Here is a 19,630-nt window from a genome sequence, read left to right on the forward strand (position 1 = left end):
CACGGTCCCCTGTGCGGCCGTCCGCGGTGAGGGCCGGCATCACACCCGGTAGGAAAGGTGGTGAGCGGGATCGAGAAGGCTCCGTACAGTGCCGGCAGTCGGGCCATCGGCTGGGGCGTGTTCCTGGGGTCCGGATACGTCGCGTCCGTCCTCCTGAACAGTACGTGGACCGTGTGCGAGACAGGCGTCAATGCCTCGGCCAATCTCCTGGATCTCGTCGTGGCGTCGACAACGATGGCAGCGGTGTCCACTTCTGTGTGGTGGCTCATGCGCGGCCTCACGGGCCGGCGCGGACTGCTGCTTCCGCTGCTGTTGACCGTTCCCGTGTGCGCGGTACTGCTGTGGCCCTTGATGGCGATCTGGCATGCGCCCGATGGCTATCCGGTCAGCCACTGCCCGCCCGACAACGTGCCGCCGTGGTGGCCGGACCAGCTTCCGCTGTAGACGGCGGCGCGGGTGGGCCCGGCAGGACCGGCCGACGTGGGCCGCCCTGGCCAACGCTTCCCGCGCCGGTGCCGGTGGGGTCCGGGGAGACGTTGATGCGTCCGTCATGAGCGGGCCGCCGCCACCCCTCCCACGCCTGCGCGAACATCTCGTGCAGCGGTGCGGTCGGCAGCACCCGCAGGTACGGGGCCGCGATCCGGTCCCGCCACAGCGGGCGCACCGCGTACGCGTCCAGCTTGGCGGTCTCCAGCGGCAGGTGCGGCGCCTTGAGCTCGGTCCACTCCCCCGGCAGGAACAGGGTCCGCCCGGCCCTGGCCCGCTTCTCCTCCAGCACCGCGCCCGTCGCGAGGAGTTCGGCGCGTGCCTGCGCGTGCTGCTTGGGGTTCCAGCCGTTCCACCGGCGGACGTCGCGGTCGGTGGGCGCGGCGAGCGTGGCGAGCTGGAGGTAGAGCGCCGCCGCGTCCGCACCGGTGCCCAGGTGGGCGGCCGCCCGGGCCACGAGTTCGGGGCAGGACTGCCGGGGGTCCGCCTCGTACGCCCCGTCCGGTACGGCCCCGGAGCGCGACCGGTGCATCATGCGCTCCAGGCCGCCGCCCGCCACCAGCGGTTCCAGCCGGGCGAGTTCCTCGGTGAGGCCGGTCTCCTCGCCCAGTCTGCGCAGCGCCTCGGGGCTCTCGACGAGCGCGGGCCGCAGATAGGCGGCGCCGCCGGGAGCGCACACGACGAGCACTCCGGAGTCGTACGGGACGACGTCGAACGGCCCCTCCTTCTTGCGTGCGTCCATCGCCACCGGCAGCCGGGCCGGCCCGAACCGCCCGGCGATGTCCTCCGGTGTACCCGCGAGCTTCCCGCGCCGCACCTCCACCAGCATTTCGGGCCGGGCGAGTTCGGCACGCAGGCGTTCGTGGAGGTCGTACGATCCGGCCGTCGCCGGGTCGCCGACCGGGCGGTCCGTCCACGCCCAGGCCAGTACCGCGGCGATCACTCCGTACGGCAGGCCGACCTGCGTGCGGTGGGGCAGCGGCGGCCCGGCCGGGGGCACGGCCCTGACCTCGACCCCCGAGCCCCACGCGGTGGCCGCCAGTTCCCAGCCGACGGCGGGCACCGTCGTGCCGCCGGCCGCCGCGTAACCGCCCGCGAGGCGGCGGGCCCACACTTCGCCGAGGTCGAGACCGGATTCCAGGGCGTCGGCCGTCGCGTCGTCGACGGCGGGCATGGCCTCCAGGCGTGCACACCAGACCGCCGCCATGCGCTCCGCGGCCGCCTCGACCCCGCCGGGCCGCCACAGTTCGGTGGGGTCCTCGGGCATCGCGGCGGCCAGAAGGGCGCGGCGGCCGTGGTCGCCGAGGCGGCCGCACAGGTCTTCGTACGTTTCGACCGTCTGCGGGGACGCTCTGTACGGGGCCTTGCGGGCGAGGGCACGGGCGGCGTCGCGGTCGGGCCCGCCGACGAGACCGGCCACGACCAGTCGGGCCAATGGCCTTCGCACACCCGTCAGTTCGGCGAAGCGCGCGGCCGCCGACTCGGGCAGCGCGACCGGGCCGTCCGCGTCCACGGCGGCGACCAGTGCCCGCAGCCGGGCGGCGTCGTCGCGGGAGACGGTGACGGGACGGGCGCCGGGCAGGGGTTCCGGCGCGTTCTCAGCTTCTGCCTGTCCTTTTGTCTGCTGGTCGGCCGCTGTCACGTACCAGCTCAGTCTGCCGCCGGCCCGCAGTCCCGCCGAGGCCACCGCCGCGCCCGTGCCGCGCAGCGCGTCCAGGGCCTGCGGATCGTCCGTGCGGCCGGCCCACCAGCGGCTGCCCGCCCGGGCGAACGGCTGGTCGGCCCAGGTGTCCAGGAGGGCGAGCAGCGCGGCACGGGAGACGTCCGGGGTCGGGGCCACCGCCGCCCGCCAGGCAGCCGCGTCGATCGTGCCCAGGAGCTGCGACCAGTCGTGCGGCGGCGCGGGCGGCGAGAGGCGGCGCACTTCCTCCCCGACCGTCCCGGCCAGGCAGGCTCCGTCCGTGGCCAGGGCGGTGAGCGTCGCCGGGAGGGCCGCCTCCGGGCCGGGCCGCCGGGAGGTGGTGGAACCGTCCACGACGAGTCCGTGCAGGGCGGGGACCAGATCGGTGTCGGGGGCCGACCGGCGGGGGGAGGCGGGCGGGGCCTGGGCGAGGAGGGCGACGCGGTGGCGCAGGGCGCGGCGGCGTCGCTCGACCCGGGCCGCCCGCCGGGTCACGGCCACGACCGCCTCGACGAGGACCGGATCGGTCACGGCGGGGAGTTCACGGGCCACCACGGGCCGCAGCGTGTCGGCTCCTGCTGCTCCTGCTGCGCGCGAATCGGCCGCCGCGCGCGGGTCGGCCGCCGCCTCCCCTTCGGCGAGCGCCGCCGCGAGCAAGGTCTCCGCCGTCTGCGCGGTGACGGCGCGCAACGCCCGGGAGGCGGCCGGTTCGCGGGTGCGCAGCAGGTACCAGAAGGCGGGCGGGAGGGCCGCACCGTGGGAGACGGTGACCCGGCGGGTGGAGTTCACCGGGCGGGAGTGCTGGGGCGCGGTGTGTCCGTCGAGTTCCCACAGGAGGGTGCCGTCCGCCGTGTAGGCGCGTACTCCCGTACGGGTCTGGGCCTCGGCCAGGACGACGTCCTCCACCGCGCCCCCGGGTGCGGCCCACAGGCCCCACGGCTGTTGGCCCTGCCGGTCGACGTCGAAGCGGGCGCTGCGGCCGTCGATGCTCTCGACCAGGTAGTGGTCGGGGGCGTGGTGGCGGTGGCGGGTGCGGAAGAGGACGCGGGTGCCGACGAGTCCGTCCCTGGCTCCGAGGGGGGAGTCGGTCGTGCCCGCGGGCAGCGGAGCGAGGTGGAGGGCTTCCCGGGCGAGGGACAGGTCGGCCTCGGTGCCGGGGTCGGGGGCGCGGCCGGGGAAGTCGGGCAGGGGGCGCACGCCCTGGCGCTCGCCGGTGACCCGGTGGACGGTCTCCCAGGGCCTGCGGCCGAAGACGGCGTTGGTCCAGACGTGGACGCCGTCGCTGAGCTGGAGTTCGTCGCGGTCGATCCCGGCGGTCTCGCCGGGGCGCAGCACGCGCCCGCCACCGTGCCGTCCGCCGCCGTCGGCGGTCTCGAACTGGAAGCCGTACGCCCCGTGCAGGCTGCCGTCGAACGGGACGAGCCCGCCCGTCTTGTCCGGGGCGAACGGCTCGTCGGGGCGGTCGGCCCACACCGCGGTGTCGCAGTGGTACGGCCTCGGTTCGAGGGTCCAGCTGACGAGGAAGGACCCGCCGACGTAGTGGACGGCGTACATGGTCGCGCCGTCCGGGACCGTGAAGCGGCACGAGCCGCGCTCCCCGTCGGGGGCGACGGCGATCGCCCGGTCCCGGCCGAAGACGGTCAGCACCGGCCAGGTGGCGGTCACCCCGGCTACGCCCGGCAGCGGTCCGCCGGTGTCGTGGCCGTCCGCCGCGAGCCGGGCGTACGCCGCTTCCAGGGCGGGCCAGGCCAGTTCCTCGGGCAGGCCGGCCGTCAGCGAGCGCCGCAGGGCGCCCGCCGCGCCCGCCGCGTCGAGGGCTGCCGCGATGCCGTCGAGCGCCGACACCGTGGGCCGGTCCAGTACGGTCTCCAGCTCGGCCATCGCCTCTTCCGCACCGGCCGTGCCACCGCCCGCGACGGTGTCGAGCAGCTTGCCGACCCGGGCGGCGACGCCCTGGGCGATGCCCTCGTTGCCGGGCAGCAGCGTCACCGCGGAGCCGGGGCGGCGGCCGCGCGCCGTACGCCAGTCGGGCAGCAGACCGGCGTGCACGGTGCCTTCGAGGCGGGGTCCGAACACCGGGTCGGCGGCGAGCGCGGCGAGATCGCGGCGGGACCGGGGGCCCCAGAAGCGCATGCTGATCTGCGCGCCGGGATCGACGACCCGCGCTCCGGCCGCGAGGCAGGCGTCCAGCACGTCGGCGTCGAAGCCCTGCCAGCGGAAGCGGTTGGCGTGCAGGGCGACCGGGGTGTCCGCGGCCCGCAGCCGGGGCCCCAACCGGCCGATCAGGTGCAGGAATTCCTCCGGCAGCGGCTGTCGGGACACGCCGCCGCCGGACTGCCGCGCGTACTGGTACATCGCCGTGAAGTGGCCGACCCAGCGGGCCACTCCGCCGTCCGGCACGATCCGGCCGGACTCCATCGCCTCGCCCGCGCCGGAGGCGATGAGCAGCCGCAGCCACGCACCGCCGTCGGTGATGCCGTCCGGGAAGACGTCGAGGAGGCCGGTCGCGACGTCGTCCGTCGGCGGGTGGGCCGCGAGCAGGGGGCGGGCCGCGTTCCACAGGACGTCCGGCACCGCCTTGTCGCGGGCCCCGGCCAGGATCGCGCCGACCGTCCGGGCGGCTTCCGCGTCCCCGTGCCCGGCCGGCTTGGCGGCGGCCCGCACTCGGCGCACCAGATCGCCGGGGAGGTCAGCCGGCGAGCGCGTCCAGGCGATCAGGAACTCCTCCAGCGCCGTGTACGCCTCGGCGGGAGGCAGGGCGGCGGCGAGGAAACCCTGATGGGCGGCGAGTTCCTTGGCGGGCACGGCACCGCACCGGGCGAACAGCAGGGCGTTGGCGATGCCGTACGCGGTGTCGACGGGCAGCCCGTGCTGCGACTCGGCGGCGCGCGCCGCCGCGTAGGCACGGCCCGCGGCGCGGCGGCCGCTGCTGCCGTGGCCGAAGAGGCGGTGACCGACCGTGTCCCAGAACCACGGCAGGTGCGGCGGGGGCAGCCGCCGTGCCTTCGCGGCCATCATGTCGACGAACCGGCCCGGCTTGGACCGGGTGGTGGACAGTTCGCCGTACAGGCCGTCGACCAGGTCGCGCGCCGCCGCGGCCGTGCCGGGGGCGTGGGCGGCGGCCCAGTCGGCGTACGTGGTGGAGACGTGCGCCGTTCCGGCGAGGGGCAGAAGTCCGTCGAACGAATCGGTCATGTTCTGGATCGTCGCACGCGCCACTGACAACGCCCCGGGACCCCCTGCTCCCCCCGACTACCACCAGTACGCGGGGTACTTGTGGTCGACCCGGTCCACCTTCCCGACGAGCACTCCCGCGCCGACGACGACGAGCGTGGCCAGCGTCAGCAGCGCCAGGAAGTGCGCCGGCCGGGGGTCGGTCAGCACCACGACGACGGCGGTGGCGGAGGCGGGCGAGTGCGGGGTGCGCGCCCAGGCCATCGCGCCGATGGTGAGTCCGGCCGCGACCGCGGCCGTCCACAGCGAGTCGCCGCCCACCGCGACGGCGGCGAGCCCGAGCGCCGCCGAGACGAGGTGGCCGCCGACGATACTGCGGGGCTGGGCCAGCGGCAGGGCGGGGGCGGCGAAGACGAGGGCGGCGCTGGCGGCGAGCGGGGGTATCAGCAGGGGTTCGTGCAGGACGACGCCGAGCGCGACGAGCAGCAGCATGGCGCCGAGCCCGCAGAAGGTCATGGCCGCGAGGGTCGGCAGGGGCGCCCGGGCGGGGGCCTGTCCGGCGATGGCGGCGGCGCACCGCTGCCAACGGGTGGGACGACGACCGGAGTCCACGGACGCCTGCGCCTGGGAGGTGGCGGTGTTCAGGGTCGTGGCGTCGGGCACGAACGTTCCTTCCGTGGTGTCCGCCGGGCCGCGCGGGGCACCGGCGAGGGGCGGGGTGATCACTGAAAGCTAACGGCTCAATATAACGGCAGGCATTAGCCCGGCTCCTCCGGCGTCCACCCGGCAAGATGGCCGGATGGGCTCCCGCACCGAACCCCCGCCGCACGACCGGCCCTTGCCGGCCGCCCCCGCCGTCCCCGCGCAATCCGCTCCCCCGCCCGCCTCCCCTTCCCCCGTGGACTCCCCCGTCGACTCCCCCGTGGACCGCCTCCCCCTGTCCGGCGAGCCCCTTCCCCTCGACCTGGTCAACACCACCTTCATCAAGGGAGGCGTACGGGGACGGCTCCTCGACGCCCTCGGGCAGACGCGCGACCTGGACCGGTGGCTCGCCCTGCACCGCGAGGGCTTCGGCGCGGAACTGGCCCGCTTCCTCACCGCCGACCGGCCGCCCGCCGGGGAGGCCCACCTGGCCCGCTTCGTGGAGCTGCGGCACGCGCTGCGCGGGCTGGCGGGGGCCCGGACCCGGCGACGTACCCCTGAAGCCAGGGACGTACAGGTGATCAACACGGCGACACGGCTGGCAGCCCGCTGGTCGGAACTGGACGCGGGTTCCGCGTTCGCCGCTGTTCCGCGCTGGCCGGAACCCGATCCGCTGCTGGTGGCGCTGGGGGAGGTCGCGGCGCAGGGGGTGCGGCTGTTCACGGGCGAGGACGCGGAGAAGGTACGGGCCTGTCCGGCGCCCGGCTGCGTCCTGTACTTCCTGAAGGTGCCGGCCCGCCGGGAGTGGTGCACGGCGACCTGCGGAAACCGGGTGCGGGTGGCCCGGCACAGCAGGCGGGCGCGGGAGGGTGGCTGAGGGTTCCTGAGCGGGTCGGAGGGGGCCCGGGGGGGGATTCCCGGCGGCCCCCGAGCGCCCCGCCCCGGCGGCCCGGCGGTCCTGCCTCCGGTCAGCGCTCGTGCTCGTACCGGCGGAAGGCCTCGCGCCCGTCGGCGACGAACGGCCACGCGTCCATGACCTCGCGGAGTGCGGCCGCGGGCAGCCAGTCGTACCAGTCCACCTCGCCCGGGTCGGGGGCCACCGGCCCGTCCACCACCGCTTCGTGCACGGCGAGCCAGTACGGGCTGATCTCGCCCCGGCAGAGGAAGGTGAGCACGGGCCGCGGGACGACACGGACGCCCAATTCCTCCGTCAACTCCCGCTCCGCGGCGTCCCGGTAGCTCTCCCCGGCGCCGACGGCCCCGCCGAGCAGCCAGTTGTACTGACCGGGGAAGCGGGAGACGGTCGCGGGCCGGCGGTGGACGAGGAAGTGACCGCGCCGGTCGCGGACGGCGGTGGTGGCGACGCGGTGGAGCCAGGCGTTCCGGATGGCTTCGGCGCGGTCGACGACGCCTATGACGCGATCGTGGGCATCGACGCGGTCCACGAGTTCGGGCATACGAGGTCCTCCGGCTCGGTGGGGACGGGGGCGGGGCCGAAGTCCTCCGGCTCGGCGGGCACGGAGGTGCGGCCGTTGTCGTGGGTCGGCGTACGGCACCCGCAGCCCTTGCTACCCCCTGTCCCGTGTCCGTCACGCCGGATCGTCCCGTCCTGGTGCGGGCGGAAACAGGTTGGCCTCATGATCCGTCGGCCGCTGCGCCAGACAGGGCCCGGGCCACGTCCCGACGGGGCCCCTGCCGGGCCGCACCCGACAGAACCCATGCCAAGCCGCCCCCCAGCAGCGGCCCTATCCGGCGACCTGCAAGCCCAGTGCCGTCAGCGCCTCCGCTCCCGCCTTCGCGTGCTCGCCCCCGGCCAGGAGCAGTGTCCGTGCCGCCTGGTACCGGCAGCCCGCCGCCGCGAAGTCCCGTGCCGCGCGCAGCAGTCCGGGCACGTCCCCCGTCCGCAGCGCCTGCGCCCGGTCCACCTGCGCCGATGCCGCCGGGTTGCCCGCGACCACCGTGCGCGCGGCGGCGATGCGTGCCTCGGCCTCCGGGTGCCCGGCGAGCACGGCCGCCTCCGCGCGCAGCGCGACGTACCAGTGCAGCCAGATCCACGACACCCACTTCCACACCCGTTCCGGTTCCGGCGCGAGCCGCTCCAGCGCCGCGGCCGCCTCTCCCCGGTGCAGCAGCAGCATCGCGTCGAAGACGGCCCCGTACCCGTACCGGTACTCCGCCTCGGTGCCCGCTTCCTCGACCAGCGCCAGCCAGCGTGCCCGGGCCTGCTCGTCACCGCGCAGTCCGTGGATCATCGCGGCGGCCGCGGCGGCGGGCCCGAGCGAGAACGACCGTTGCCGGCCGCTCTGTTCCCACGCGTCGAGGAACCGCGTCCCTCCCGCGAGCACGCCCTGCGCGTCCCCCACGAACGCGTCCGCGACCAGCAGCCAGGAGGTGGCGTAGTGCCCCACCTCAGCCAGCATGGGCAGGTCCGCGAGCTCTTGGCCCCACCGCCTGGCCGCCGCCAGGTCGCCGACGCCGAAGGCCGTTCCGGCGGCCATGGCGAGTGCGTCGGTCAGTTCGTGCGCGCTTCCAGGGGTACGGGGGACTGCCGCCAGGACGTCGATACGCCGTCGGGCCGCGTCGGCGGCCGCGAAGCTCCGGCCCGCCCAGGTGCGGGCTCCGGACAGGGCGTCGAGGGCGGCGGACTCCGCCACCGGGTCGCCCGCCTGCCGGGCGAGAGCGACGGCCCGCTCGGCACGGGCGACCGTCTCCTCGGCGGAGTTGTCCGCGTCGCCCTGCACCGCGCCGAACGCGTCCGCGAGCACCGCCGCCTCGGCGAGCGCGACACCGGCAGCGGCGGCGGGGTCGTCGACCGGTCCGGCCGTCCTCCGGGCCTCCCCGAGCACGCCGGCGACCTCCGCCACGGCAGGCAGCCGCGTGAACTCGCTGGAGAAGCGGTACGCGACGGTGGCGGCGGCCGCGAGGTCCCGGGCGGCACCGGCGGCGTCCCCGCCCCGCCGGGCGGCCTCCCCGGCGGCCAGGTGCAGCCGGTACATGTCGTCGCCGTGCCGCCGGCACCCGGCGACCCCGGCGGCGTGCCGCAGCGCCTCGGCGGCGGGGACGGCGGCCGCCGCGGTTGCGGCAGACACCATGTCGTCGTCCCCCTCGGCCAGCTCCGCCGCCTGCTCGTAGCGCTGCTGGGCCTCGCCGAGCAGGTTCCCGGCGAAGGCCAGTTCGGCCAGACGCAGCGCCAGCACGTACGCCTCGGGGCGGCGGGACGGCTGTCCGGCCGCCACGGCGAGGGCGGCGCGCAGGTCCCCCGCCAGGGCGTCGAAGCGGGCACGCCAGTCGGCCCCGGTGTCCGTGGCGCCGAGGGCGACGGCCGCCGACAGGCACCACGCCGCGTGCCGGGTCTGGGTGTTCAGCGCCTCGTCCGCTTCCGTGAGGCGTTCCGCACCGTACTGGCGGATGGTCTCCAGGGCGCGGTAGCGGGTGCCGGAGGCGGCGGGGAGGGCCGTCAGCAGGCTCTGTTCGGCGAGCCTGCCGAGTCCGTCGGCGACCGCTGCGGGGGTCAGCGGGGCGTACCCCGCCACTTCGCCCGCCGCCCCGGCCGTGAACGGCGCGACGAAGACGGAGACGCGGCGCAGCAGCGCCCGGTCCGCCGGGCCGAGGAGGTCGTGGCTCCAGTCCAGCACGGCGCGCACCGACCGGTGCCGGTCGGTGGCGCGGGGGCCGCCGGACAGGACGCGCAGTTGGTCGGAGAGGCCCGCGGTGAGCCCGTCGAGGCCGAGCGTCGCCCAGCGGGCCGCCGCGAGTTCGATGGCGAGGGCCATGCCGTCAAGGCGCTCGCACAGGGCGACCACCCTGCCTCGTACGGTCGGATCGGGCGGCAGGCCGGCCGCGGCCGCACGTTCCATGAAGAGGCTGACCGCCTCGGACGCGTCGCCGCCCTCCCGGGACAGCGGCGGCACCGCGTACACCCACTCGAAGGGCGTCAGCAGGCGGGCCCGGCTGGTGGCGAGGACATGCAGGTGCGGGCAGGCGGTGAGGAGCCGTTCCAGGAAGGGGCCGACCCCGTCCCGTACTTGCTCGCAGTTGTCGAGTACGAGCAGGGCGCGGCGTCCGGCGAGCGCGGACAGGAGCGACTCGTCGATGTCACGGCCGGGCTGCTCGCCCACGCCGACGGCTGCGGCCACCGTCGCACCGAGGCGGGCCGGGTCGGTCACCGGGACCAGGTCGACGAACCACACCCCGTCGGGGAAGTCGCCTTCCGACGCGGCGATCCGGGCGGCGACCGCCAGGGCGAGGCGGGTCTTGCCGACGCCGCCGGGCCCGACCGCGGTCACCTGCCGGCGCGCCGTGACCGCCTCGGCCAGCTCCGCCCGCTCGCGCACCCGGCCGACGAACGCGGTCAGCGGGGTGGGGAGGACGGGGGCGGGCGCGGACGGCTGCGGGCGGGCCTGTTCGGCCGCGTGCCGGGAGAGCGCGCGGCGGTCCGGCACCTCCAGCTTGCGCAGCAGCGAGGAGACGTGCGACTCGACGGTGCGTACGGAGATGAACAGGCGGGCGGCTATCTCGGCGTTGCTGAGGAACTCCCCCAACAGGGCGAGCACTTCGGCCTCGCGGGCCGATATCGAAGAGGGCGGAGAAACCACGGGTCTGGGCACGGAGCCATTATCCGCAGCAGGTCCACGGGGGCTTTCCGCAGCGGGTCCACAGCGGTTTTCCACAGCGGATCCGCAGCGGCTTTCCGTAGCGGCTTCCGTGGTGGTTTTCCGTGGTGAGCACGGAGGCGGTCGCGGGGCCTTCCGCGGGAGTCTGTGACCACGAAGAACGGACACCGCCCCGCACGGGGGCCGACCTCCCACGGAGAAGCCATGACCACCGGAACCAGGACCACCGGAATCAAGACCGTCCTGCACCCCGTCTCCGACCTCGCCAGGGCACGGGCCGTGTACGCCGCGCTGCTCGGCGTCGAGCCGCAGACCGACGCCCCCTACTACGTCGGCTTCGACGTCGCGGGCCAGCACGTGGGCCTGGTGCCCGGTGGCGGGCCGCAGGGTCTGACCTCCTCCCTGGCGTACTGGCACGTGAGCGACATCGAGGCGAAGGTGGCGGAGCTGACCGCCGCCGGAGCCACGGTGCGGCAGCCCGCGCAGGACGTCGGCGGCGGCCGCCTGGTGGCGACCCTGACCGACCCGGACGGCAACCTCATCGGCGTCCTCCAGGACTGACCCGACGGCAACCTCATCGATGTTCCGCAGGGCTGACGCGCCCTCCACAGCACCGAGGCGCCCGCCCGGGCGGGCCTCTCCCCCGCCCCGACCGCCGAAGGACGGAACCCCGCCATGAGCCCTGCACCCCGCTCCCCCGCCGAGCGCCGCCGCGACACCGAGCACCGGCTCGCCCAGGACATCGACCTCTGGGTGGCCAGCGCCTCGGCGGAGGGAGTGCCGCACCTGGTGCCGCTGTCCTTCGAGTGGGACGGCGAGACCCTGCTGCTGGCCACGCCCGCGGCGAGCCCCACCGGCCGGAACCTGGCCACCGGGCGGACCGCCCGGCTGGGCCTCGGCACCACCCGCGACGTGACCGTGATCGAGGGCGAGGTCGAGGTACTGGCCCTGGACGACCTCCCGAAGGACCGGACCGACCGCTTCCACACGCGGACCGGCTTCGACCCCGGGGCGTTGACCACGGAGTACCGCTGGTTCCGCGTCACCCCGCGCTCCATCCACTCCTGGCGCGAGTCCAACGAGCTCCCGGGCCGAACACTGATGCGGGAAGGGAACTGGGTGGTCTGACGAGCCCACCCCGGGGGCTCAGCCGGCCGCCAGCGCCACGCAGAATTCGTTGCCCTCCGGGTCCGCCATGACCACATGCCGCCCCTCCACTTCCGCCAGGACGCTCCCGCCCGCCTCCTTGAGCCGCACGACTTCGGCCGCGAGGCGGGCGTTCCGCTCTGCCGCGCTGCCGTGGCCGGGTATGCGGACGTCGATGTGCAGCCGGTTCTTGGCGGTCTTGGGTTCGGGGACCTTGAGCAGGGAGAGACGGGGCCCGGCTCCTGCGGGGTCGCAGAGCCAGGCCCCGTCCTCCACCGACTCGCCCTCCGGCAGGCCGAGGCTCGCGAACCATTCCTCGGTGGTGCGGAAGGGCGCGGGCGGCGGGTTGTCGACGTATCCGAGCGCCGTCTTCCAGAAGGCGCGCAGGAGTTGGGCATCGGCGCAGTCGAGTGTCAGATCGATTCTGGTGACCATGACGAGACCTTAGCGGCCGCCACTGACAGCCCCGCCGGCCTGCGGAAACTCCCCCTCACCCCGGCGGAGCCCCCACTTCCGGCTCCGGGACGGGGGACGGGACCGGGGCAGGGGCCGGGGGCGCGGACGCGGACGGGGCCCGGTGTGGGCGGGTTCGCATGCGTACCGCCTCCGTGTCGGCGTCGTTGTGCCGGGTCGCCCAGTTCTCCAGGGTGGTGCGGCACGCGTGGTCGAGGTGGTGGACGGTGGTCAGGTCCAGCTCCATGGGCCGGTCCTGGGGCAGCGCCTCCAGCGTCTCCAGGATGCGCGGCAGCCGCAGGAAGGTGGCGTTGCCGGTGAGGGTGACGACCAGCCGGCCGCCCGTCAGCTCCCGTACGTGGACGTGGACCTGGGAGGTCTCCCAGGCGACCTTGACGATCGCCAGGGCGAGCCCGATGAGCACGCCCTCGAACATGTTGGTCACCACGATCGCGATCGCCGTGGTGACCAGCACCAGCGCCTCTCCCCGGTGCGCCCGCGCCAGCGGCACGAGGTCCTTGGCCGGCAGCAGCTTGCAGCCCGCGTGGATGAGGACGCCCGCGAGCGCGGCCAGCGGGATGACGCCGAGCGCCGCCGGGAACAGCACCGCGAAGAGCAGCAGCCAGCCGCCGTGCGCGACCCGGGAGAGCCGGGTGCGCGCGCCCGCCCGGACGTTGGCGGAGCTGCGGACGATGACGGCGGTCATGGGCAGCGCGCCGAGCACGCCGCAGACCGTGTTGCCGACGCCCTGGGCGACGAGTTCCTTGTCGTAGTGGGTGCGCGGGCCGTCATGCATGCGGTCGACGGCCGCCGCGCTGAAGAGGGATTCGGCGGAGGCGATGAGCGTGAAGGCCAGCACCGTGCCGAGGACGGCGATGCCGCCCAGGTTGGCCAGGTCGCTCGCGCCCGGCGGCTGGACGGCGTGGAAGAGGCCCTGGACGGTGACGTTCTCCAGCTGGACCGGGATCGCGAGTCCGGCCGCCGTGGCCAGGGCGACGGCGGCCAGCGGTGCGGGCACGAGGCGTGCGGCGGCGGGCAGCTTCGGCCACACCACGAGCACGGCGATGGTGCCGAGCCCGACGGCCGCGGCGGTGAGCGCGACCGGCGAGGAGAGCGTGTCGGCGACCAGGCCCGGCAGGCCGGTGAACTTCTCGACGCCCGAGCGGGGCTGGTCCGCGCCGGTCATGCTGTAGAGCTGCCCGAGGATGAGGACGAGACCGATGCCGGCCAGCATGCCCTGGACGACGGACACGGATATCGCGCGGAACCAGCGGCCGCACTTCAGCAGCCCGAGCCCGATCTGGAGCACGCCGGTGAGCAGCACGATCGCGCCGAGCATGCCGAGCCCGAACTCCCGTACCGCTTCGAAGACGAGCACGGTGAGCCCGGCGGCCGGGCCGCTGACCTGGAGTGCGCTGCCCGGCAGCAGGCCGACGACGATGCCGCCGACGATGCCGGTGACCAGGCCGAGTTCGGCGGGGACTCCGGAGGCGACCGCCACCCCGACGCACAGCGGCAGGGCGACCAGGAAGACGACGAGTGAGGCGAGGAGGTCCGCTCGGAGCACGCCCGGTTCACGCAGGGCGGCGAAGGGCGCGCGGAGGGAGGAGCTGAGGGTGGACTTCACGGTGGGGGTCCTGTCGTGAGATGCGGGCCGGACATCGGGGTTCGGCCGTCCTCACAGCGGGACGAACGCAGGCCGCACACCTGCGGAGGAGGCGTCCGCGCCGGTCGGACGGTGCGCGGTGACCGTCCCCGTGTGGACCTCGTAGTACCAGGCGTGCAGGGTCAGCGAGCCGTCCGCGACCCGCTCCCCCACGCAGGGGTACGCCCGCAGCCGCTCGACCTGCGCGAGCACGTGCGCCTGTACGGCTTCGGCGACGTCCGGGGTGGCGGGGGCGGCGGAGCGCACGGCGGCGTCGGGTGCGACGGAGTGCTCCAGCCAGTCGCGCACGGCGGGCACGGCGGACAGGTCGTCGCCCCGCGCCAGCGCGCCGACGGCGCCGCAGTGCGAGTGCCCGCAGACGACGATGTCGCGGACGCCGAGCACGCCGACCGCGTACTCGATGGTGGCGGCCTCGCCCTGCGGGAGCGGGGCCAGGTACTGCGGTACGACGTTTCCGGCGGTACGGAGTTCGAAGAGCTCGCCCGGGCGGGCCCCGGTGATCAGGGCGGGTACGACGCGCGAGTCGGAGCAGGTGATGAAGAGGGCTTCGGGCGACTGCCCGGCGCGCAGGGCCTCGAAGGCCGCCGCGTTCCGCGGGTCCGCGACATGGGTGGCGGCGAAGGAGCGTGCGTTGTCGATCAGGGACTTCATGGTGGCCTGCCTCCTGCGTCCTCGCCGTGGGGGGCGGACGCGGTGTGGTCGGGTCGATGGTCTTACGGGTGTCAGCCTGGACGGCTCCCGTGACTCTCACTTTGCCATCACATTAACCTTTGATGACAGAGTATTTTCCTGCCAAAAAATGAGTAAATACCGTCCCTGGACTGGAAGTTGGTCAAATTCTCAAGCGTTGGTCAATGTTCGATTGGGTGGAGCCGACGGGAAAGCAAGCGCATTCCGTTTCCTTTCGGCCGACTGCCGGATGAGCGGTTCCCGCTTCCCGAAAATCGAACAGCGGTCGGCCGGATGTGGCCGGTCCCCGCCGCCCACCCACTAAGCTGCAGGAACCCACGGGGGAAGCCGGTCGAAGTCCGGCGCTGACCCGCAACGGTGGGCGGACCCGGAAGGTCCGCGAGCCCGATCACCCGTGGCGCGACCCGCACCAGTCGATTCGCCGTGGACTGCGAAAGACGCTGCGCCGAAGGCGTCCCGCACGCCTCGGCCCGCCGCTTCCCTCGCCGTGCCCCCACGGCCCGAGGCGAAAGCAGCCCTGCCCCGTGGCCACCTCCGTCCCCACCGACCGTCACTCCGCCGCGCCTCCCGTCACCGCGCGCACCGGCCCCGCGCCGCCCCGCGGGACGCCCCTGCCGGTCCTCGTCCCCGCCCTCCTCCTCGCCACGCTCCTCTCCCTCGTCTGCGCCGCGGGCCTCGGGGCGTCCGGTCTGACCTGGACGGAAGTCCTCCGCTACCTCTGGGCCGGCCTGAGCGGCGGCGCCATATCCCCGGACGAGATCCCGGCGTACACGATCGTCTGGGAGCTCCGCTTCCCCCGCGCCGTGCTCGCCGCCGTCGTCGGCGCGGGTCTGTCCGCCATCGGCGTCGCGGTGCAGGCCATGGTGCGCAACGCCCTCGCCGACCCCTTCGTCCTCGGCATCTCCTCGGGCGCGGCCGTCGGCGCGAACGCCGTTCTCCTCTTCGGCGCGCTCGGCGCACTCGGCGTCTGGGCGCTGTCGACCGCCGCGTTCCTCTCGGCGCTCGCCGCGATGTCCCTCGTATACGTCGTCGCGCGCACCCCGCGCGGGCTCACGCCCCTGCGCCTGGTCCTCACCGGCACCGCCCTGTACTACGGCTTCTCGGCCGTCACCACCTTCATGGTGTTCGCCGCCGAACGCGGCGAGGCCGCCCGCTCGGCCATGATGTGGCTCCTGGGCAGCCTGGGCGGCGCGAGCTGGGCCTCCCTGCCGATCGCGGCGGGTGCCGTGCTCGCCGGGCTGGCCCATCTCGCCTGGTCGGCGCGCCGCTTGAACGCCCTCGCGATGGGCGACGAGACCGCCGCCGCGCTCGGCGTCGACGCGGGCCGGTTCCGCAAGGAGCTGTTCGTGGTGTGCGCGGCCGTGACGGGCGCCGTGGTCGCGGTCAGCGGCGCGATCGGCTTCGTGGGGCTGATGGTTCCGCATGCGGTACGGATGCTGGTGGGCGCCGACCACCGGCGACTGCTCGCGGTCGCCCCGCTGCTGGGCGCGCTGCTCCTGATCTGGGTGGACGTGCTGTCCCGTACCGTCCTGGCGCCCGTCGAACTGCCGGTCGGCGTGCTGACGGCGGCCGTCGGGGTGCCCTGCTTCGTGCTGCTGATGCGGCGCAACTCCTACAGCTTCGGGGGCGCGTGATGCGCATCGACGTCACCGGTCTGTCCGTCGAGATCGCCGGGGCGCGGCTGGTCTCGGACCTCGCGCTGCATGCCGGCACCGGCCAGTTCGTCGGCCTGGTCGGGCCGAACGGCAGCGGCAAGTCCACCTTTCTGCGCACCGTCTACCGCGCCCTGCGCCCGACCTCCGGGAGCGTCCTCCTGGACGGCGACGACCTGTACGCCATGAGCGCGCGGGAGAGCGCGCGCCGCGTGGCCGCGCTCCCCCAGGAGGCCTCCACGGAGTTCGACTTCACGGTCGCCGAGGTCGTCGCGATGGGCCGCGTCCCGCACCAGCGCGCTCTGGCCCGCGCCACCGGCACGGACTCCGACGCCTGCGCCACCGCCCTCGCCCAGGTGGGCGCGTCACACCTGGCCGAGCGGGGCTACCTCACCCTCTCCGGCGGCGAGAAGCAGCGCGTCCTGATCGCCCGGGCCCTCGCCCAGCAGCCGCGCGCCCTCATCCTCGACGAGCCCACCAACCACCTCGACATCGCCCAGCAGTTGGAGGTCCTCGCCCTGGTGCGCGGCAGCGGCCTGACCGTCCTCACCGCGCTCCACGACCTGAACCTGGCCGCCCTGCACTGCGATCTGCTGTACGTCATCGAGTCCGGCCGCATCGTCGCCTCCGGGCCGCCGCACGACGTACTGACCCCCGATCTCCTGGCGGACGTCTTCGCCGTGCGGGCCCACCGCGTCCGGCATCCGGAGACCGGCGCGGTGCAGCTCCTCTTCGACCGTCTCCTGCCCACCCCTTCCTAAGGACCCCCGTCTCATGCGCCTGCGCGCCCGCTCCCTCACCCACGCCCTCGCCCTCCCCCTCGCCGCCCTGCTCTCGGCCTCGCTGACCGGCTGCGGCGCCCAGGTCACCGACGACCGGCCCGCCGCGAAGGGCTCGGCCGGCTCCCACTACCCCGTCACCATCACCAACTGCGGTGAGAAACAGACGTACCCGAAGGCCCCGGAGCGCGTGGTCACGAACGACGTCGGCATCACCGAGATCATGTTCGCGCTCGGCCTGGAGAAGCACATGGCCGGTTTCGTGATGCCGGACGACAAGGGCGACCTGACCTCGGTCCCCTGGAAGGACGGTTACACGAAGACGACCTGGATCTCGAAGAAGCAGATCAACAAGGAGATGGCCCTCGACGCCCGCGCCGACCTGGTCTTCGCCGGCTGGAACTACGGCTTCAACGAGGGGGAGGGCTTCACGCCCGCCGACCTGAAGAAGGTCGGCATCGGCTCCTACCTGCTGAGCGAGTCCTGCCGCAACGGGATCGGCGCCCAGTCGCGCGGCGTGATGCCGCCGCTGGACGCCCTCTACACGGACCTGGCCAACCTGGGCCGCGTCTTCGCGGTCGAGGACCGTGCCCAGGCACTGATCACGAAGTTCCGCAAGCAGGTCGCGGACGCCGAGGCCAAGGCCCTCAAGGGCGCGGACCGCCCCCGCGTCTTCCTCTACGACGACGGCAGGGACAAGCCGCTCACCTCGGGCCTGTACGCGGCACCGCACGACATCATCACGCGGGCGGGCGGCGACCACGTGATGAAGGACCTGAAGGACAGTTGGGCGACGGTCGGCTGGGAGACGGTGGTCGAGCGCGACCCCGAGGTCGTCGTGATCAACGACTACGGCGACACGACGGCGGAGCAGAAGCGTGCCTTCCTGATGTCCTACGCCCCGCTGAGGAACGTCTCCGCGATCAAGAACAACCGCGTTGTGGTGCTCGACTACGCGGAACTGGTCGAAAGTCCCCGCAATCCGGAAGCGATCGCGTCCCTGTCGGTGGACCTGCGCAAGCTGATGAAGAAGTAGCGGAGCGCCCGTCCGAAGGGAGTTCCTGGGAGGACCCCGAGAAGCCCTTGGGGCCGTGGGAGGCTCTGGGAACGCCCTTGGGAAGCCGTGGGAGGCCCTGGGACGCCTCCGCTATCCGATGTGCACCACCCTCGCCCAGTCCGGCGGGCCCGTCGGCACGTAGTCGGGGTCGTCCTCCTCCAGGTACCGGGAGGAGCGTTCGTACGGGCGGTCGAAGAGGCCGACGACCGTCCGGGCGGCGGGCCGGGCCGACGGCCACGGGGTGTGACCGTCGGTGAGGGCCACGATGACGTCCGGCCGCGGGCGGGCCCGCTGTGCCGTCGCGAATCCGGTGCGGAGATCGGTCCCGCCCCCGCCCACCAGCGGGATTCCCTCCGCCCGGCACAAGGTGTGCACGGCCTGGGTGGCCGCGTCGCAGGACAGCACGGTCACCAGGTCGCGGCGCCCGCCCACCGCCCGCGCGATCGCGGCGGCTTCGAGCAGGGCGCTGCCCAGTTCCGCGTCGCTGACGGAGCCCGACGTGTCGATGACGACCGTCACCCGGGGCGGCACCCGCCGCAGACTGGGCAGCACCGCGCCGGGCACGCTCGCGGAGCGGCGCGAGGGACGCCCGTACGAGTAGTCGTCCCCGGCGCCCGTTCCCGCGGCCGCCGAGCGGATCGCCGCGCCGAGCAGCTCCCGCCAGGGCTGCGGCGGATGGAAGACCTCCTCGGCCCACCGCTGCCACCCTTCGGGGGCGTTCCCCGGCCGGGACGACAGCCCCTGTGCGACCCGGAACCGTACGGCGTCCCGCTCCTGCGCGTTGAGCCCGTGCGCCCCGTCGGGGCCCAGGTCCCAGGCCCGTTCGCGGCCGTCGGCACCGCTGCCGCAGTCCAGCCAGGTGAAGCCGGCGGTGCGCGGGCCGAGGCGGAACTGACGCAGGTAGTCCTCCATCAGTTCGCCGTCGCGGAGCCCCAGCCGACGCGGCGTGACGGCCCCCTCGGGTTCGACCAGTCCGTCCCCGAACGCGTCGTCGTTGATCTCGCAGTCGGCGGCGATGTTCATGCGCAGGCGGTCTCCGGGTGCGGTCAGCTCGCGGGCGCGGGTGACGCGGTCGCTGCGGCCGTGGTGGTCACGGAGCAGGTGGGAGACCTCGTGCACCCACACCGCGGCCAACTCCTCGACGGGCGTGCGCTCGACGAACGCGGGGGAGGCGTAGCAGCGCCAGTGCCGGTCGACGGCCATGGTGGGAACGGAGCGGGAGGCCACGGGGTGCAGCGCGAAGAGGGCGGTGGCGAGGTAGGGCCGGGCACGGACTGCCTGGAGACGGGCCGCGAGGAGTTTGTCGAGGTCGAGGAGGAGACGGGGACGGTCGTCATCGAGGGGGAGGCGGGGGCGGTCGCCGGGGGACGGGGCCTGCGGGGCGGTGGGCGAGGAGCCCTCGCCGGAAGCGATCCCACCCCCGCGTCCGGTACCGTCGATCCGCTTTCCGGCGCCTCTGGTTCCGCGGACCGCTCCCCCGTGCCCGGCACCCTCCACCCCGCTTCCGGCACCCACCGACCCGAGCCCGGCCCGGCCCCTCGGGCCGGGTCCCGGCTTGGGCACGGACTTCGCCCGCGTCCCTGGCTCCTCC

General features: G+C 74.6%; 15 protein-coding genes and 1 riboswitch. Of the genes, 7 read left to right on the forward strand and 8 right to left on the reverse strand.

Features of this window, described 5'->3' with window-relative positions; translation table 11 throughout:
- Positions 1-60: 60 nt before the first annotated feature.
- A complete protein-coding gene (locus ACIP93_RS35800; protein ID WP_401766255.1) occupies positions 61-444 on the forward strand; it encodes a hypothetical protein in 384 nt (127 codons plus the stop codon).
- On the opposite strand, the gene ACIP93_RS35805 is transcribed toward ACIP93_RS35800, so the two are convergent.
- Complete coding sequence (locus ACIP93_RS35805; protein WP_401766258.1) at positions 386-5,362, reverse strand: hypothetical protein; 4,977 nt, start codon at positions 5,360-5,362, stop codon at positions 386-388. The two genes, ACIP93_RS35800 and ACIP93_RS35805, sit on opposite strands and share 59 nt — an antisense overlap.
- A gap of 57 nt (positions 5,363-5,419) precedes the next feature.
- Entirely contained in the window at positions 5,420-6,004 is a 585-nt protein-coding gene (locus ACIP93_RS35810) for an HPP family protein (protein WP_401766260.1), read from the reverse strand.
- 235 nt (positions 6,005-6,239) lie between these two features.
- Here ACIP93_RS35810 and ACIP93_RS35815 point away from each other — a divergent pair, with 235 nt between their 5' ends.
- Positions 6,240-6,860: a CGNR zinc finger domain-containing protein gene (locus tag ACIP93_RS35815; RefSeq protein ID WP_401766263.1), complete on the forward strand. Its 621-nt coding sequence runs from the start codon at positions 6,240-6,242 to the stop codon at positions 6,858-6,860.
- A 91-nt stretch (positions 6,861-6,951) separates the two neighbouring features.
- Here the strand turns inward: ACIP93_RS35815 and ACIP93_RS35820 are convergent, their stop codons facing one another.
- Positions 6,952-7,440, reverse strand: coding sequence for an NUDIX hydrolase (locus tag ACIP93_RS35820; RefSeq protein ID WP_401766265.1), 489 nt, complete (start codon positions 7,438-7,440; stop codon positions 6,952-6,954).
- Between the two features lie 288 nt (positions 7,441-7,728).
- Positions 7,729-10,590: an ATP-binding protein gene (locus ACIP93_RS35825; protein ID WP_401766268.1), complete on the reverse strand. Its 2,862-nt coding sequence runs from the start codon at positions 10,588-10,590 to the stop codon at positions 7,729-7,731.
- 210 nt (positions 10,591-10,800) lie between these two features.
- On the opposite strand from ACIP93_RS35825, the gene ACIP93_RS35830 reads away from it, so the two are divergent.
- A complete protein-coding gene (locus ACIP93_RS35830; RefSeq protein ID WP_401766271.1) occupies positions 10,801-11,157 on the forward strand; it encodes a VOC family protein in 357 nt (118 codons plus the stop codon).
- Between the two features lie 114 nt (positions 11,158-11,271).
- The gene (locus ACIP93_RS35835) at positions 11,272-11,724 is read left to right on the forward strand and encodes a pyridoxamine 5'-phosphate oxidase family protein (protein ID WP_401766273.1); all 453 of its coding nucleotides are present in this window, start codon (positions 11,272-11,274) and stop codon (positions 11,722-11,724) included.
- A gap of 18 nt (positions 11,725-11,742) precedes the next feature.
- Here the strand turns inward: ACIP93_RS35835 and ACIP93_RS35840 are convergent, their stop codons facing one another.
- The 3 genes from ACIP93_RS35840 to ACIP93_RS35850 form a co-directional block, all read right to left on the reverse strand.
- Positions 11,743-12,177 carry a VOC family protein gene (locus tag ACIP93_RS35840; RefSeq protein WP_401766276.1) on the reverse strand — a complete coding sequence of 145 codons (435 nt, stop codon included), beginning with the start codon at positions 12,175-12,177 and terminating at the stop codon, positions 11,743-11,745.
- A gap of 55 nt (positions 12,178-12,232) precedes the next feature.
- Positions 12,233-13,777, reverse strand: a complete 1,545-nt coding sequence (locus tag ACIP93_RS35845) for a SulP family inorganic anion transporter (protein ID WP_401766329.1) — start codon at positions 13,775-13,777, stop codon at positions 12,233-12,235.
- Positions 13,778-13,873: 96 nt separating this feature from the next.
- A complete protein-coding gene (locus ACIP93_RS35850) occupies positions 13,874-14,512 on the reverse strand; it encodes a carbonic anhydrase (RefSeq protein ID WP_345227578.1) in 639 nt (212 codons plus the stop codon).
- A gap of 359 nt (positions 14,513-14,871) precedes the next feature.
- A riboswitch (cobalamin riboswitch) is annotated at positions 14,872-14,945 on the forward strand.
- Positions 14,946-15,075: 130 nt separating this feature from the next.
- On the opposite strand from ACIP93_RS35850, the gene ACIP93_RS35855 reads away from it, so the two are divergent.
- Genes ACIP93_RS35855 through ACIP93_RS35865 form a run of 3 tightly spaced genes read left to right on the forward strand, consistent with a single transcriptional unit; the run spans position 15,076 to position 18,018 of the window.
- On the forward strand, positions 15,076-16,185 hold the full coding sequence (locus tag ACIP93_RS35855) for a FecCD family ABC transporter permease (protein WP_401766278.1): 1,110 nt from the start codon (positions 15,076-15,078) through the stop codon (positions 16,183-16,185).
- On the forward strand, positions 16,185-16,964 hold the full coding sequence (locus ACIP93_RS35860; RefSeq protein ID WP_345227994.1) for an ABC transporter ATP-binding protein: 780 nt from the start codon (positions 16,185-16,187) through the stop codon (positions 16,962-16,964). Before ACIP93_RS35855 ends, ACIP93_RS35860 begins: the two co-directional genes overlap by 1 nt.
- 13 nt (positions 16,965-16,977) lie before the next feature.
- Complete coding sequence (locus ACIP93_RS35865; RefSeq protein ID WP_401766281.1) at positions 16,978-18,018, forward strand: ABC transporter substrate-binding protein; 1,041 nt, start codon at positions 16,978-16,980, stop codon at positions 18,016-18,018.
- Between the two features lie 111 nt (positions 18,019-18,129).
- On the opposite strand, the gene ACIP93_RS35870 is transcribed toward ACIP93_RS35865, so the two are convergent.
- Positions 18,130-19,602 carry a VWA-like domain-containing protein gene (locus ACIP93_RS35870; RefSeq protein WP_401766284.1) on the reverse strand — a complete coding sequence of 491 codons (1,473 nt, stop codon included), beginning with the start codon at positions 19,600-19,602 and terminating at the stop codon, positions 18,130-18,132.
- Between the last annotated feature and the right edge of the window lie 28 nt (positions 19,603-19,630).

Source organism: Streptomyces sp. NPDC088745 (genome assembly GCF_044751045.1).
In the GTDB taxonomy this organism is placed as follows: domain Bacteria; phylum Actinomycetota; class Actinomycetes; order Streptomycetales; family Streptomycetaceae; genus Streptomyces; species Streptomyces cremeus.

Excerpts from the sequence above, each read along its gene's own strand:
- ACIP93_RS35840 (WP_401766276.1), bottom strand. The coding sequence starts at position 12,177 with ATGGTCACCAGAATCGATCTGACACTCGACTGCGCCGATGCCCAACTC.
- ACIP93_RS35805 (WP_401766258.1), bottom strand. The coding sequence starts at position 5,362 with ATGACCGATTCGTTCGACGGACTTCTGCCCCTCGCCGGAACGGCGCAC.
- ACIP93_RS35860 (WP_345227994.1), top strand. The coding sequence starts at position 16,185 with ATGCGCATCGACGTCACCGGTCTGTCCGTCGAGATCGCCGGGGCGCGG.
- ACIP93_RS35820 (WP_401766265.1), bottom strand. The coding sequence starts at position 7,440 with ATGCCCGAACTCGTGGACCGCGTCGATGCCCACGATCGCGTCATAGGC.
- ACIP93_RS35835 (WP_401766273.1), top strand. The coding sequence starts at position 11,272 with ATGAGCCCTGCACCCCGCTCCCCCGCCGAGCGCCGCCGCGACACCGAG.
- ACIP93_RS35850 (WP_345227578.1), bottom strand. The coding sequence starts at position 14,512 with ATGAAGTCCCTGATCGACAACGCACGCTCCTTCGCCGCCACCCATGTC.
- ACIP93_RS35865 (WP_401766281.1), top strand. The coding sequence starts at position 16,978 with ATGCGCCTGCGCGCCCGCTCCCTCACCCACGCCCTCGCCCTCCCCCTC.
- ACIP93_RS35830 (WP_401766271.1), top strand. The coding sequence starts at position 10,801 with ATGACCACCGGAACCAGGACCACCGGAATCAAGACCGTCCTGCACCCC.